Origin of the sequence: Corynebacterium pseudodiphtheriticum (assembly GCF_023509295.1) — a bacterium.
Classification (GTDB): Bacteria; Actinomycetota; Actinomycetes; order Mycobacteriales; family Mycobacteriaceae; genus Corynebacterium; species Corynebacterium pseudodiphtheriticum.
This window is the reverse complement of sequence record NZ_CP091864.1, coordinates 144,141-159,219: the sequence shown is the minus strand read 5'-3', so window position 1 is coordinate 159,219 and position 15,079 is coordinate 144,141. Positions and strand designations below refer to the sequence as shown.

Genomic DNA, 15,079 nt, shown 5'->3' with positions numbered 1-15,079 from the left:
CCATGGAACTACACACCAGCGAAGCCACCCTGCACGGCTGGGGCCGCACGGCCCCGACCCGCGCGCAAGTTCTGAGCACGGAAGACCTCGACACCATCGTCGCGGCCGTCAAGCAGGTTGCCGACGACAACGCTGACAAGCCCGACCACCTTAAACGTGGCGTCATCGCCCGCGGCATGGGCCGTTCCTACGGGGACCCGGCCCAAAACGCGGGTGGTTTGGTCATCGACATGCAGCGCTTCAACAAGATCCACTCCATCGACCCAGACACCGCCTTGGTGGTCGTCGATGGCGGCGTGACCCTGGACCAGTTGATGAAGGCCGCCCTGCCGTATGGCCTGTGGGTTCCCGTGCTTCCTGGTACGCGCCAGGTAACCATCGGTGGTGCGATCGGCCCGGATATTCACGGCAAAAACCACCACTCGGCTGGTTCTTTTGGTGACCACGTCGTATCCATGGACCTGCTGGTAGCCAGCGGCGAGATCCTGACGCTGAAGCCAGAAGGCTCCGAGGATGATCCAGACGGCGAGCTGTTCTGGGCAACGGTTGGCGGCATGGGGTTGACCGGCATCATCGTGCAGGCCACGATCCGCATGACCAAAACCGAAACCGCGTTTTTCATTGCCGATGGCGATTTGACCAGCAATTTCGATGAAACCATCGAGTTTCATGCCGACGGCTCCGAGCACAACTACACCTATTCCTCGGCCTGGTTCGACGCCATCAGCCCAGAACCAAAGCTGGGCCGTGCCGCGATTTCGCGCGGCAGCTTGGCGACGTTAGATCAGCTGAAAGAGCTCTCCCCGAAGCTGGCGAAGGACCCGTTGAAGTTCAGCGCACCGCAGCTTGTGACCGTGCCGGATATTTTCCCGAACTTCACTATGAATAAACTGACGATGAAAGCCGTCGGCCAGGCGTGGTGGCTGAAATCCGGTGAGTACCGTGACCAGGTGCAGAACCTGACGCAGTTCTATCAGCCGCTAGATCTGATTGGTGAATGGAACCGTGGTTACGGTTCACGCGGCTTCCTGCAATATCAATTCGTCGTGCCACGCGAAGCCACCAGCGAGTTGAAGTCCATCGTGCGTTCCATCCAGGCTTCCGGCCACTACAGTGCACTGAACGTCTTCAAACTCTTCGGCGAAGGCAACCGCGCTCCGTTGTCCTTCCCAATGCCGGGCTGGAATATTTGTGTGGACTTCCCCATCAAACCGGGCCTGGGGCACTTCTTGGACGAGTTGGACAAGCGCGTGCTGGATTTCGGCGGCCGCTTGTACTTGGCAAAGGAATCGCGTACCTCCGCGGAGAAATTCCACCAGATGTACCCCCAGATGCAGTCGTGGTTGGATACCCGTAATCAGATTGACCCGACCGGCGTGTTCGCCTCGGATATGTCGCGTCGTCTGGAACTGCACTAAGCCCACAAGCTGCACTAAGCCCACAAGCTGCACTAAGCCCACAAGCTGCGCTAAGCCCACAATCTGCACTAATCCCCAAAACTTTTTAAAGGACCCTATTTTTATGTTGAATGCTGTAGGTCAAGCCCAGCACATCTTGTTGCTCGGCGGAACCAGTGAAATTGGCGTCGGCATCGCCCGCGAATTGCTGGCGGCCGGCCCAGCCAAGGTCACTCTGGCTGCGCGCAAGGATTCGCCACGCGTAGCAGATTCCACACGCAACCTGGAAAATGCTGGCGCCAGCGAGGTCAACGTCATTGATTTCGACGCCACCGATTACGATTCCCACCCTGGCGTGTTGGACGAAGCCTTTGCTACCGGCGATGTGGATATCGCGGTGATTGCCTTCGGCACCTTGGGCGACCAGGAAGAATTGTGGCAATCCCACGAAGCCGCGGTGGCTTCGGCCCAGGTGAACTACACCGGCGCAATCTCGGTAGGTGTGGCACTGGGGCAGAAGATGCGCCAGCAGGGCCACGGCACCATCGTCGCGCTGTCGTCGGTGGCTGGTATGCGTGTGCGTCGTTCCAACTTCGTCTACGGCGCTTCCAAGGCCGGGGTCGACGGCTTCTTCGTCAACTTGGGTGAAGCCCTGCGCGATTCCGGCGTGAACGTGCTGGTCGTACGTCCAGGCCAGGTACGCACCAAGATGTCGGCGGAAGCCGGCGAAGCTCCCCTGACCGTCAATGTCGACGACGTCGCCAAGGCCACCGTCGAGGCGATCAAAAACGGCAAGGACAATATCTTCGTCCACCCGCTGTTCCGCTACGTCTCGCTGGCGTTCCAGTTCATCCCACAGGCGATTTTCCGTCGTCTGCCGTTCTAAGTGTCCTGCCTGCCCGACAAGAAACCCTGAATGAACAAACCAGACCAACTCACCCGGCCCCAGATTTTCACGGCCCTAGCCTGCACGGGGCTGGGCAGTTTTGTCGTCGCACTCGTCGCCTGGATCATCCTGGACCGGACGAATCTCCCGGCTTTTAATACCTCCATGGTCACCCGCGCGCTGGCCACCGCATTCGCGGTCGGCTTGCTCGTGCTGGTGGCCGTGTTGTTGTGGCAATGGCGCAAAACTGACAACCGCGCACAGCCCCAATGGCGTACCGCGCTGACTTACCTGGTCAGCTATCTCTCGCCTGCCGGGCTGACCATCGCTACGCTGGGCATTCCGCTTTCTGCCACTCGCCTGTGGCTTGACGGCCTGCAAGTAGACCAACTGTTCCGCACACAGTTCCTCACCCGAACCGCTACCAACCTTGGCCACCAGGACATGAATTACCTGGATATGCCCACTTACTACCCGCTGGGCTGGTTCTGGGGTGGCGGGCGTTTGGCAAACCTGCTGGATATGCCCGGTTGGGAGGTTTATCAGCCGTGGGCGCTAGTGTCCTTGGCGACGGCCGCCGCGCTGCTCGTTCCCGTGTGGCAAGGCTTAACCGGATCGTTGCCCCTGGCGACGACTTTGGCGCTCGCGAATACTGCGGTGACGCTTTCTATGGCGGCAGATGAACCTTATGCTGCCATCGTCGGCATGGGTATAGCTCCGGCGGTAGTGATGGCTGCCCGCGCGGTGCGTGGCTCCTGGTTGGCTGTCGCTGGTGTGGCGGTCTACCTGGGAGTTTCCGCCACAATGTACACGCTGTTCGTCGGCGTGACTGCGCTGATCACCATTGTGCTAACCATCCACTATTTCTGGACCAGCCAACCGGGCCAACGCAACCTCGGCCCGTTTATCCGCCTGGCGGTCATGGGGCTGGGTTCTATGGCTATCGCTGCCATCTCATGGGGCCCATACCTGTACTTGGTGGCTACGGCGGAATATAAGCCGTCCTCCGTCGCCCAACACTTCTTACCCTCCGAAGGAACGCAGGTTCCGCTGCCATTTTTCGAGTTCTCCGCGCTCGGCTTCTTCAGCTTGCTCGGCTTGCTCTACTTGGTGCTGCGCAGCAAACGCCGTCCGTTGTTAATCGCCACCATCGTGCTCTACGGCTGGGTGCTGGCCTCAATGCTGATGACGCTGTTGGGCTCCACGTTGCTGGGCTTCCGCATCGAACTACCGATCGCACTGATCTTGTCAACCGCAGGCTTTTTCGCCTTCGCCGATGCCGACCGCACCGCGGTGGTGCGCTTTTTCGAGTCCCGGAAGCTCACGTTGTCCGCCCGCCAGCTCTCCGGCGCTTTCACAGTGCTACTGGTGGCAATCAGTATTGGCTACGCGCAGCAGATTTCCGTGACCAACGAAGATGAAATTGACCACGCCTATACCGACACTGACGGCTACGGCGAACGCGCCGACCAATTCGCCCCAGGTTCGGCGAAATACTTCCAGAAGATCGTCGCGACGCTCGGTGCCGCAGGCCACTCCCCACAGCAAACGGTTGTGTTGACCGACGAAAATCTGCTGCTGTCTTATTACCCGTTCTATGGGTTCAATGGTTTCACCTCGCACTATGCCAACCCGATGGGGCAATTCACAGAGCGCAACGACACCATCAAGCACTGGGCGGAAGCGTCATTCGAGGAGCTTTCCGACCCCCAGGATTTCGCCGCCGCTCTGGAAGATGAGCAGTGGAAGGGCCCGGATGTTTTCATCTTCCGCGGCGATAAAAACGACGAGGAATACAAGACGCACATCGCGGTGGATCTGTACCCGAATAACCCGAATGTGGCCTACCAAGGGGTATTTTTCAACGCCGAGGTTTTCGCAGACCAAAGTTTGTGGGATGTCGAACAGATCGGGCCTTATGTGGTGATTAATCGCACCAAATAAGGGCACCAAATAGGGGCGTAAATAACGACCGTCAAGACCAATTTTCGGCTGCGGCTGGGCTAAACTGACACGTTGTGTCACCTCAACCTCTCAACCCCCAGTCAGTCGGAACCGAGGAATCAGCACAGCGAGCAGCCAGTGCCCACAGCGCCTCGAACCCCACCGCAGCCGCACATGCAAAAAAGCTCCAACTCACGGCGATCATCACCGGCGTCGTGGGCTTTTTGCTGTTTATTGCCACTCCGCTGCTGCCGGTCACCCAAACGCAATCCTCGTTTGCGTGGCCGCAAAATGACTCACTGAATTCCGTCAACGCACCACTGATTTCCGTGGCCCCGGAATCTTTCCATGCCACGATTCCAGTTTCTGCGTTAGATCAGCTGCGCGAAGAACAAACCCTGGTGTTAGGCACAGTCCCGGAGGATTCCACTGAGGCCTCCAACCGCGGGTTGTTCGTGCGTTCTACCGACGGTGGCTTGGACGTTTTTGCGCTCGACGAGGTGCTGCTAAGCCTGCAGGAATCGCAGGTCGCTGCGCTTGCCGACGACGCACTGATCAATATTTCGGTTACTGCAGACGGTGCTGAGGTAGCCGTCGGCAAGCATTCCGCGGAGACGGAAGATGATCTGCGCCCGCAGGTCACCGGCATTTATACCGAGATCGAGGACACCCCGGAAAATGTGGCCACGCTGACCGCAGCAGGCCTGGATGTGGACGTGGAGATCAACTCGCGGTTTACCTCCACCCCGACGCTCGCGAAATCGCTGGCGATGGGGCTGGGTGTGTTCTTCATGGTGCTTTCGCTGATCGCTTTGGCGCGGATGGATCTGCTGGATGGCCGAAAGGATCTGCGGGTGCTGCCGCCACATTGGTTTAAGTTGCGCCCGCTGGATGGCCTAGTGGTGGCGGTGCTGGCTTTCTGGCACGTTTTTGGTGCTAATACCTCGGACGACGGCTATATCCTGACGATGGCACGGGTGACTGAACACGCCGATTATATGGCGAATTATTACCGCTGGTATGGCGTGCCGGAATCACCGTTTGGTACCCCGTACTACGATCTGCTGGCGCTTTTTGCTTCGGTATCCACGAACTCGCTGTGGATGCGCCTACCCGCGCTGCTGTGTGGTCTGGCGATCTGGTGGGTACTTTCCCGCGAGATTCTGCCGCGCCTGGGCGAAATGGTGAACGACCGACGCGTGGCACATTGGACCGCCGCGCTGGTGTTTTTGGCCTTCTGGTTGCCTTTCAACAACGGTATCCGCCCGGAGCCATTCGTCGCCCTGGGCGTGGTGCTCACCTGGGTATCTTTTGAGCGGGCGATTGTGGCTCAGCGTCTGTTGCCTGCGGCGATTGGTACCTTCATCGCAACGGTCACTTTGGCCGCGGGACCGACGGGACTGTTTGCGGTCGGTTCGTTCCTGATCGCGCTGCCGTACCTGATCCGCATTTTGCGCTACCGCCTGCAGTTGTTAGAAGGCAGCAAGCTGACGGCCGCGGCGATGATCGCACCGTTTTTGGCTGCCGGGACCATGATCATGGTGATGATCTTCAACAACCAAACCATCGCGACGGTCATGGAATCTACCCGCGTGCGTGGCGAGGTCGGCCCGTCGTTGGAGTGGTTCTTCGAGTTCGTCCGCTACCAGACCTTGTTTGAACAAACCGTGGATGGCTCGTTTACCCGCCGCTTCGGCCCTGTGGTGATGTTCGCCTGCATCGCCCTGATTCTGTACGCGTTTGTGCGGGACCGGAAGATGGCGAATGGCCCGGCGTTGCGCCTGGTGTTGATCGTGTTCGTCTCACTGTTCTTCCTCATGTTCACCCCAACGAAGTGGACCCACCACTTCGGTATCTACGCCGGTATTGCTGCCGCAATCGCCGCACTGGGTGCAGTGGTGCTTTCGCAGGTAGCTGTGCGCTCCCGGCGCGCTCGTGTGCTGTCGATCGCAGGCGTGTTGTTCCTGCTGGCGTTCACTCTGGCCGGCTGGAATGCCTGGTGGTATGTGTCCTCGTTTGGTATCCCTTGGTGGGATCGCACGATCCAGTTGCGCGGTGTCGAAGCCACCAACGTTGTGTTGCTGTTGGCTCTGATCGTGTTGCTGGTCGGCGTCGTTTATTCTTTCCGCTCGCCGAAACCAGAACGCAATACGCGTTGGGCTGGCGTAATGGCGGCACCAATCGCGGTGGTTTCTGCGCTAGCGGTTGCGCTGTCGATGGCATCGTTCGGCAAAGCTTTTGTGGATCAATACCCGTCGTATTCCATCGGCAAGGGAAATCTGCAGGCGTTGACGGGGGAGCATTGCGCGCTTGCCGACGACGCCTTGCTGGAGACCAATACCAATGATTCGTTCTTGCGCCCGGTTAATGGGCAACTCGGCGAATCACTCGAGGCTGGTGACTCGCGCGGTTTCACCCCAAACGGTGTGCCTTCTGAGATCGAGCCGGATGGTGGCGATTCAGCTGCTGTCGGTGTGATCGGTGATGCCGATTCGCCAACCAGCGCGGGCCAGGGTTCGGAATCGACTGAGGAAACCGAGGATGGTAACCGTGCCGATGCTGGCGTGAACGAATCCACCATCCGCCTGCCATTCAACCTGGACTATAACCGGGTGCCGGTGTTGGGTTCGTGGGTGGATAAATCCGAGCCACAGGCAGCCGCAGAGCTGAGCACGGGCTGGTATGAACTGCCGGAACGCCGCGAGTCGGCCCCGCTGCTGGTGGTCTCTGCCGCTGGTCGCATCGCCCACCACGACATCAACGGCATCGAGCAAGAAGGCGAAGAGCTGTTGCTGGAATACGGCACCCGCGGTGCGGATGGCAAGGTCAAAAACACCAAGAAGGTGGAGATGATGGACGTCGGCCAGCGCCCGGACTGGCGCAACCTGCGCTTCCCACTGGAGGAAATCCCCGAAGACGCCGACGTGGTGCGCTTGGTGGCCGAGGACTATTCGCTGGACCCAGAAGACTGGATCGCGCTGACCCCGCCACGCAACCCGGAGTTGGAGCCAGTGAGCCAACGTTTCGACGGCGATACCCCGGCGTTACTGGACTGGTCGACGGCCTTCCAATTCCCGTGCCAGCGCCCATTTGACCACTACGCAGGCGTCACAGAAATCCCAGAATTCCGCGTGTTGCCGGACTCTGATGCGCAATCCCAGCTGGGTGGTTTCCAGGACTACTACGGTGGTGGCGCGATGGCCACGGCAGAAGCCGTGAACTGGTCCTATGAAATCCCCGGATATTTGGATGGCGACTGGAACCGCGACTGGGGTGCGGTGCACAAATACGAGCTGCGACGCGATTCTGCAGGCAATGCCCCGGATGAAGCTACGATCGACTACAGCGAGCACACCCGCAGCGGTCTGTGGCACAGCTCGGACATGAAAATCCGTAAAGAACGGAGTTAAGCAATGGACGCAGCGATTTTCGTCGCCAGTCTCATCGCCGTGGTGATCTTGCCCGGGTTGCTGGTTGGCTGGCGAGCTCGCCTGTCAGTGCCAGTTGCTCTGCTGGCGGCACCGGCGATTACGTTTGGCATCGTCGCTGCTGGTGTACAAATAAGCAACGTGTTTGGGGCTGGCTGGCGCTTGCCGACGGCCGCGATCACCTTGCTGGTTGCCGTTGTGCTGGCGGAATTGTGGGGGCGTCTGGTGCCCGTACCGGTAGCGTCGACGCTAACGCCAACACTAGCGCCGACGCGTCGTCGTTGGGAAGCAAAGGATTGGCTTCCGGTTGCTGGCGTGGGCGCGGGTGCACTGAGCATCGGCGGAATGTACTGGAATTACTTGGCGGATATGCCACATGGCATCAACAATGTCTTCCAAGGCTGGGATGCGCACTGGCACGCGAATGTGCTGGCGTTTATCAGTGAAGAAGGTATTGCGGCTCCGGGCGAGATGGGCGCATTGCATCACCAATTCACTGGCGCCCCGATGTATTACCCCACCGCGTGGCATTCCGTCGTTTCCATTCCTGCGCGCTGGGTGGATCTCACCACGATGGCCGAGTACAACCTCGGCTCCGGGATCATGCTGGCTTTCGTGACTCCTTGGGCAGTGGCTGCATTGGCTGGCCTGCTGGGCGGGCGTGCAGTGGCCGGTATCGCTGGGGCCGGCACCGCGTTTTTCCCGGCACTGCCATGGATCGAGATTCGTGTCGCAGCCATTCCCGCTGCTACCTCAATGATGCTGGGGGTCATGGCGGCGATGTTGACGATCCATTGCCTGCGCGATCGCCGAGCCATCCCCTTTGCCATCTTCGCGTTGTTTGGTGCGCTGAGCAGCCAGCCCCAGGGTTTGTTGCTGGCGGTGTTCCTGGTGGTGTTCTACTGGCTTTTCCACGCACTGTTCGCACCGACGCGCTCACGCTTGGGTGATTTCTTAACTTTGGCCGCGGTAGGCCTCGGTGCAGTGGCTACTGCCATTCCGGCTGCTGTGTTTCTGTTTGGCAATGAGGATGCAGAAGATTTCGGTGATTTCGCCCGCACCTTCGAGGTCCAGGGGATTGACCGAGCCGAAAGCTGGCGCTTGGCTGCTGGATTGCTCACGAGGCACACGAATGAATTTGGCCCTACCTGGCATTTGCTGATCATCGGTGGCATTGGTGCGCTGGTTTTGCTGGCGCGCAAAACCGTCTGGCCTATTTTGCTGTGGGCTTTGGGCGTGGCCTTGTCTGCGCACGCCATGAAGTATTTTGAAACCCCGGTGGGCGATTTCCTACAAGAGATTGTGAGCCCGTTTTATTCGGATGCCCGGCGCATCAACGTGTGGGTATCCATTCTGGTGGCAGCCACGGCTGCTCTACTGCTGGGGTGGATCATCCACAAAGTAGCCGCGGCGATAAACAAAGACCGCATTCGTCGCCTACCAATCACCGCTGGGGTCACAGGGGTGGTGATCGCCATCGTGGCGGGTACTTCCCTGATCACGTTGCAAGAACCGGCCCGGGCACTATCCCAAGACTCGCGCTCTGGCCGCCTGGTGAGCGAGCGCGACCTGCGCGCCTATGATTGGTTGGCTGAACAGCCGAAAGCCTATGACGGGCACATTTTTGTGAACCCGGATGAAGGAAGCGGCTGGATGTATGCCTATAACCGGCTTCCTAGCACCGCACGGCATTATTTCTATACCGGTGCCGTAGAACCGGAGCTGACCGCGCTTTTCCATACCCTGGACCAGGCGGGTTCGGGTACTAGCGACGGCCAGGAAGTCGACGCCATCCTCAAACGCATGAACATAAACTATGTGTTCATCAGTCCACCGAATTTTTGGGGTCCAGAAAAGCAACCACCCAATGACGTCTTGCTGAACTTGCGAGATACCGCGCCTGGACTCACCGAAGTGTACCGCCACCGGGAAGTCACCATCTACGCCGTCGACGAAATGTTTAGTGCCGCAGAATTGGAAAAGATCCTGGAGAATAGCCCATACCCGCCGCAGACACCATAGGGCGGAAGGCGTAACCTTAGGGGCATGAAGGCTTTGGTTACCGGCGGCGCCGGATTCATCGGTTCTACATTGGTCGATCAACTTTTGGCACGGGGCGACGAGGTTGTCGCCCTAGACAACCTCAGCCGGGGTAACCGTGCCAACTTAGAACTGGCGCGCGACCATGACGGTTTCAGTTTCGTGGAAGCCGACATCATCACCGGCGATCTCGAAAGCATCTGTGCAGAACATGAACCAGAGGTAATTTTCCACCTGGCCGCGCAGATCGACGTGCGCCACTCCGTGACGGATCCATTGCATGATGCGCAAGCCAATATTATTGGCACGATTCGTCTGGCCGAAGCCGCACGGAAAACGGGGGTCCGAAAAATTGTTGGTACGCCATCCGGTGGTTCTATTTATGGGGTTCCGGACGACTACCCAGTTGATGAATCCACAGCAATTGATCCACACTCGCCGTATGCGGCCAGCAAGGCAGCTGGCGAGATTTATTTGAATACCTACCGGCACCTCTATGGCCTGGAGTGTTCGCATATTGCACCGGCAAATGTCTACGGCCCGCGGCAAGACCCGCACGGGGAAGCCGGCGTAGTAGCGATCTTCGCGCAGCGGTTGTTGTCCGGTGAGCCCACGAAGGTCTTCGGCACCGGTAGCAATACCCGGGATTATATTTTCGTCGACGACGTGGTCGCGGCCTACCTGGCGGCTTCTGGAACCGCAGGTGGTGGCGAGCGCTTCAATATCGGTACGGGTGTGGAAACTTCAGACCGGCAGCTGCACACCTTGGTTGCCGCGGCCGCTGGGGCCCCGGATACCCCAGAATTTGCCCCCGCGCGGCTCGGCGATGTGCCACGCAGCTGCCTGAACCCAGCCAAAGCTGAGCAGCTATTAGGTTGGCGCCCGCAGGTAGATATCGCAGAAGGTGTAGCGAAAACCGTGGAATACTTCCGCAGCTAGAACCGGTGGCAGCTAGGACTGGTCGCGACTAAGCCCGGTCACCGCTGGGCCTAATCATTATTAGGCCCGGTTTTCTCTGGCACCGGTTGGTTCCGCATCCTCCGCATTATCCGCGCCCTTAAGATCGTCCGCATCATTCAGGTCATCCGGAGCCTGGGCATTACTCAATGCCACCGCACGCGCCAGCCGAGCAAAGCGTAGTTCTTGTTCGCGGAAGCGCAGATACGAGCTGACCGTGACAAACACGAAGGCTACGATCAGTGCATAAAGCATCAAATCGGTTCCCCGCTGCACGCCCACCAGTTGCGCCACCCACGTCGTCGCGTCGGGGAACAGCACCGCGAAAATAGCAAGGACCAGAAATGTCACGAAGCCGATTTTCACGCCGGCTTTCGCGCGTGCTTTGCGGCGGTTGCTCAGGAAATACAGAGTCAACGCGGCAACCGCGATGACCAGCAGAATTTGAATCAACAACATTTAATCCAGCCTCTTTCCCAGTAGCCCGTCGGCAAGAATATTGACACCGTTGAACAGTGACTGGCCCTTCGACATGGAATATTCGGTGTACAGCACGTCGACGGGTTCTTCGCCCACAGCCCAGTCGCCGCTGCCCATAATGTCCACGAATTCGCTGGCGTGGCTCATTCCGTTCATGCGTAGTTGCAGCGCATTGCCGAAACGATGCCCCATCACGCGCAAGCCATTGTGGGCGTCGCTTAAGCCCAGGCGTTTTAGCTTCGGCGACAGTGCGACCACGATGCGCAACACGATGCGTTTCAGCAGCGGAACCTGGGAAGATTCGCGTTCGTAAGCTCCAAAACGCGTACCGACGACGATGTCTAGCTCATCTTGACGCAACCGGGCAATCATATTCTCCACATCGTGGACCTGGTGTTGCCCGTCGGCGTCGAAGGTGACAAAAATGCGTGCACCGGGTTGTGCGCGAGCATATTCCACGCCGGTTTGGATTGCCGCCCCCTGCCCCAAGTTCACTGGGTGTTGCACCAGGTGCGCGCCGCCAGCCAGGATTTGTTCTGGTGAGCCATCCTTGGAGCCATCATCGACCGCAACGATATTCGGAAAGGTCTTTCGTGCGTTTGCGATCACGTCACGGATCACCGTCGCTTCATTGAAGCACGGGATCACCAGCCAGACATCGGAATATTTCATCAAGCGTTACTATATCCTAATCAGACGCATATTTTGGACGAAGCCGGGCGAGTGTGGCGACATGCCAGGCCACCCCAGCCAAGGGGCCAACCGCAAGGGCCAGCGCGGATCGGGTCACCAGATCCAACGGCACCAATAGCAGCAATATATAAGCAATCGCTGCTGCCCACCAGCCGAGGGTATACGAGCGGTGCCGCTGGTGCGCAAGCACCGCCGAACCGGTCAGCATCAACAGTGCAGTTCCCACCGATGCCGCTGTCAATACCGCGAGCACTGAGCCGGGCAAAATGAAATCATCATCCAAAAAGAGGCCAAACAACCACGGCCCAATTGCCCAGGCTAAACCCGCCCCGACAATACCGAGCCCAACCAGACCTGCCACCGGGGCACGCAAAGCCCCGAGTGGTTGTTCGCGGCGGCGCAAAAAGAACATGACGACGGCGGATTGGAATGCTGTCAGCGGTACCAAAAGTGGGGCGCGGGTGAGCATCACACAATACAGCAACGCAGCGATAGGCACCGCGGTGGTCGTCGGTGAGATCGACAGGCTGAGATCCACGAGGGCCGGAAATCCAGTGACCATCAGCGCGGTGGCGACGGTAGCGGCCATGGCGGCCAGGCTGTTGCGCCACAACTGCCGACCGGTGACATCGACCTCGGCGTGCACGATGCTCCGCCGGTCGCGGGAGGCGGCGATGACGATGATCCACGAGATCGCGCCGCAAACCGTCGCAATCATGAAGCCAATTTGGTAGCCCGCCGGTGGGATCATCTGCACGGTCAAATAATCCAGGGATAATAACCCGGCGATCACCAAGCGAAGCGCAGCATCCATGCCCAATAAGGCGGCGTAGCGGTTCCACCGGTTTGTGCCTGATAACAAGCCCGCGACGGTTTGTTGCACGAAGATACTCGCGATACCGACGGCCATGAGTATGCCCGCCCACCACGAATTTTCTGGTGCTACCGACGGCGCCCACCACAGGGCCGTCAACGCCGCTAATGCGCCCAAGCCAATACCGGTGATCCCGCCTGTGCGCAGTGGGTTTGCTGGTTTGTTCAGGCGCGCAGCCGTGGTAGCGGCAGGTGCGGCTACTGGTTGTGCGGCTTGCGTTTTCTGCCCTTTCTGCCCTTCCTGCGGTTCCTGCGCTTCTTGTGTTTTTTGCCCTTCCTGGTTTTGCGCCTCCCCCACCGCCCGAGTGGTTTCTTGCAGCATGCCGTTAGCCACAGCCGCGACCGCAAAAAACGACGACCAAAACACCAACCAACGGTCGGCCCCATCAGTGCCCAGCACGGCAGCGGCCAACACCATGACCACATATCCGCTGGCGGCAGCAAACACCATCGCCACAGTCATCCAACGCACGAATTTGCTCCTTTAGCTGTTTCCTGCCCCGGCTTCTGACCGGAACAACACCCGATACGCAAATCGCAGCAGCGGCGGCGGAAGTACCCGGAAAGTATTACGCGCGAAAAAATTAAACACGGCCCGGGGCCACGAGATCAGACCATAGCTGACCAAGTTACGCTGCAGCCGCCATTCGGAAACAAACGCCTTTTTGTGCAAGCGGCGTTGAAACATCGCATCATTCACCCGAAAGTACAATAAAGGTTCCACTAAGTTCGCGGCCTTTGCCCCGTGTGCCAGCATGCGTGCCAGAAAGTCGTAGTCTTCCAACAACGCCACCGGACGATAGCCACCAGCTGCGCGTGCGAGTTCTGTGCGCATGATGATCGTCGGATGGTTGAACGGCGTCACCGTTTTTACTTTCTTGGCAATTTCCTCGGTGGGCGTTCCCGGACGACGCGCCACGATAAGTTCTTCCGGCTCACCGTCACCATCCCCGTCGAATTCATACATGGCCGCACCCACTAGGTCCAGGTTGTCGTCGGCAAGCGCGGCCAGTTGGAACTCGAAGCGGTGCGGCAAGCACACATCATCGGCGTCCATCACTGCGGTGTAGGTGGTTGTGACCTCATCCAAGCTACGTTGGCGCGCGATGGCAGCCCCACAGTTTGCTGGCAAACGAAACAACGTGATGTGATCGGCATATTCCGCCAACACCGCGTCCAGCTCCTGCCCAACGGGGCCATCGACGGTAACGAGGATTTCTTCCGCCGGGCGCGTCTGGTGCAGTAAAGAATCCAGGCACGCACGCAAGGCATCGGGCTGGTCCTTGTGATAAACCGACATGATCACGCTGAGATCGCTCTGCAGCCGCGGAGCAGTCGGCTCATTTGGCTCTTTTGGCTCAATTGGCATCAGCGAATTCCCCACAACTCCGCAATTTCCCGGACTGCCGCACGCGCCGTGGTAGGCGTGGCAACGTGGCGGTGTGCGGTAAGTTGCTGCCGCACCACCCGCTTGCCGACGCCCGCAGCCGCAGAAGAATCTGCACTGCCGAAAGTGAGCACCAGGGCGTCGACCAGGTCAGCGTGCTCCAGCAACAAATCGGCCCCAGCCCACTTGCCCCACGCGAGCAACTCGTTGCTTTCTGCAGTGGTTTCCGCCGAAGCACGCACTGCCTCCACCGCACGGCGTACAAATGCACTAGCTTCTGCAGCAGAAGCCTCCGGCAGCAAAGGAAAATGCACGCTGAAAATTGCCCGCTGCGAATAACCAGCCAATGCGGCGATCTCCGGCTCCCACGACATTTCGCGGGCAGCACCGGCATACCACCAGCCACCAACCACCGCGACGGCCACCCCACGTGGGTTTTCTGGCAGGTACCACCGGCCAAACTCATCGTCCCGTGTCTCAATTCCTTGGGCATAGGCCGTAACTGGCAACGAATGGTCCACCGCGCTTCCCAGCATGATCATCGCAGCGTGGGTGATGCGGTCCGGCAGACGGGCCAGGTAATTTTCGATTTCTGCGCGCGCGTCGGCAAGCTGGTTGCCGGGGTGGTCAGTTCCCGACTGGGCTGCGCCGGCCTCTGCCTCCCAACCAGCGGGTTTATCGTAGTGGGCATCAATAAACGACGCCAGCTGCTCCAAGCGTTCGCTTTCCGGCATCTCGCGCTCGTGGCCGCCGATCTGAAAATCGTCGTACATGCGTGCTTCTTCCGCACTTAAGCCTTCTGGGCGCTGCTTGCTGACGTTTTTATTGATCGCACTATTTTCCGTCATGAATTGTAGTTTACGTGGCTAGTCCAGCTGGCTAGTCCAGCCACCTAATCCAGACTTCCAATCCAGGCCTCGGGTCGAGGCGTCTAATCCAGGCGTCAGGCAGGCCTGGCTCGGTACTATAGGGCCCAACAGTGATCCATGTGAAA

At 59.0% G+C, this 15,079-nt stretch carries 11 protein-coding genes; 6 read left to right on the top strand and 5 right to left on the bottom strand.

Features of this window, described 5'->3' with window-relative positions:
* The first annotated feature begins 2 nt into the window (after positions 1-2).
* The 6 genes from dprE1 to L9H78_RS00645 all read left to right on the top strand — a co-directional run bounded on the left by dprE1 (position 3) and on the right by L9H78_RS00645 (position 10,634).
* Positions 3-1,418, top strand: a complete 1,416-nt coding sequence (gene dprE1 / locus L9H78_RS00670) for a decaprenylphosphoryl-beta-D-ribose oxidase (RefSeq protein ID WP_249620164.1) — start codon at positions 3-5, stop codon at positions 1,416-1,418.
* A gap of 103 nt (positions 1,419-1,521) precedes the next feature.
* Positions 1,522-2,283 (top strand): decaprenylphospho-beta-D-erythro-pentofuranosid-2-ulose 2-reductase, encoded by a 762-nt coding sequence (dprE2, locus tag L9H78_RS00665; RefSeq protein WP_249620163.1) that lies wholly within the window; start codon positions 1,522-1,524, stop codon positions 2,281-2,283.
* Positions 2,284-2,313: 30 nt separating this feature from the next.
* Positions 2,314-4,227, top strand: coding sequence for a galactan 5-O-arabinofuranosyltransferase (locus L9H78_RS00660; protein ID WP_249620162.1), 1,914 nt, complete (start codon positions 2,314-2,316; stop codon positions 4,225-4,227).
* 74 nt (positions 4,228-4,301) lie between these two features.
* Complete coding sequence (locus L9H78_RS00655) at positions 4,302-7,637, top strand: arabinosyltransferase domain-containing protein (protein WP_249620161.1); 3,336 nt, start codon at positions 4,302-4,304, stop codon at positions 7,635-7,637.
* Between the two features lie 3 nt (positions 7,638-7,640).
* Complete coding sequence (locus tag L9H78_RS00650) at positions 7,641-9,677, top strand: DUF3488 domain-containing protein (RefSeq protein WP_249620160.1); 2,037 nt, start codon at positions 7,641-7,643, stop codon at positions 9,675-9,677.
* Between the two features lie 24 nt (positions 9,678-9,701).
* Positions 9,702-10,634, top strand: coding sequence for a GDP-mannose 4,6-dehydratase (locus L9H78_RS00645; RefSeq protein WP_023018551.1), 933 nt, complete (start codon positions 9,702-9,704; stop codon positions 10,632-10,634).
* A gap of 60 nt (positions 10,635-10,694) precedes the next feature.
* Here L9H78_RS00645 and L9H78_RS00640 read toward each other — a convergent pair whose 3' ends face one another.
* From L9H78_RS00640 to L9H78_RS00620, 5 genes are read right to left on the bottom strand one after another with little or no spacing between them, the layout of a single operon-like run.
* Positions 10,695-11,111: a DUF2304 domain-containing protein gene (locus L9H78_RS00640; RefSeq protein ID WP_249620159.1), complete on the bottom strand. Its 417-nt coding sequence runs from the start codon at positions 11,109-11,111 to the stop codon at positions 10,695-10,697.
* Positions 11,112-11,804 carry a glycosyltransferase family 2 protein gene (locus tag L9H78_RS00635; RefSeq protein ID WP_249620158.1) on the bottom strand — a complete coding sequence of 231 codons (693 nt, stop codon included), beginning with the start codon at positions 11,802-11,804 and terminating at the stop codon, positions 11,112-11,114. It lies immediately after the preceding gene.
* Between the two features lie 16 nt (positions 11,805-11,820).
* Positions 11,821-13,170: a hypothetical protein gene (locus L9H78_RS00630; protein ID WP_249620157.1), complete on the bottom strand. Its 1,350-nt coding sequence runs from the start codon at positions 13,168-13,170 to the stop codon at positions 11,821-11,823.
* Positions 13,171-13,182: 12 nt separating this feature from the next.
* The gene (locus tag L9H78_RS00625; protein ID WP_249620156.1) at positions 13,183-14,067 is read right to left on the bottom strand and encodes a glycosyltransferase; all 885 of its coding nucleotides are present in this window, start codon (positions 14,065-14,067) and stop codon (positions 13,183-13,185) included.
* Entirely contained in the window at positions 14,067-14,933 is an 867-nt protein-coding gene (locus tag L9H78_RS00620; protein WP_249620155.1) for an alpha/beta hydrolase family protein, read from the bottom strand. The genes L9H78_RS00625 and L9H78_RS00620 overlap by 1 nt, the downstream gene beginning before the upstream one ends.
* Between the last annotated feature and the right edge of the window lie 146 nt (positions 14,934-15,079).

Coding starts and splice junctions, on each gene's coding strand:
- L9H78_RS00620 (WP_249620155.1), bottom strand. CDS start 14,933: ATGACGGAAAATAGTGCGATCAATAAAAACGTCAGCAAGCAGCGCCCA.
- dprE1 (WP_249620164.1), top strand. CDS start 3: ATGGAACTACACACCAGCGAAGCCACCCTGCACGGCTGGGGCCGCACG.
- L9H78_RS00640 (WP_249620159.1), bottom strand. CDS start 11,111: ATGTTGTTGATTCAAATTCTGCTGGTCATCGCGGTTGCCGCGTTGACT.
- L9H78_RS00635 (WP_249620158.1), bottom strand. CDS start 11,804: ATGAAATATTCCGATGTCTGGCTGGTGATCCCGTGCTTCAATGAAGCG.
- L9H78_RS00645 (WP_023018551.1), top strand. CDS start 9,702: ATGAAGGCTTTGGTTACCGGCGGCGCCGGATTCATCGGTTCTACATTG.
- L9H78_RS00650 (WP_249620160.1), top strand. CDS start 7,641: ATGGACGCAGCGATTTTCGTCGCCAGTCTCATCGCCGTGGTGATCTTG.
- L9H78_RS00625 (WP_249620156.1), bottom strand. CDS start 14,067: ATGCCAATTGAGCCAAAAGAGCCAAATGAGCCGACTGCTCCGCGGCTG.
- L9H78_RS00660 (WP_249620162.1), top strand. CDS start 2,314: ATGAACAAACCAGACCAACTCACCCGGCCCCAGATTTTCACGGCCCTA.
- dprE2 (WP_249620163.1), top strand. CDS start 1,522: ATGTTGAATGCTGTAGGTCAAGCCCAGCACATCTTGTTGCTCGGCGGA.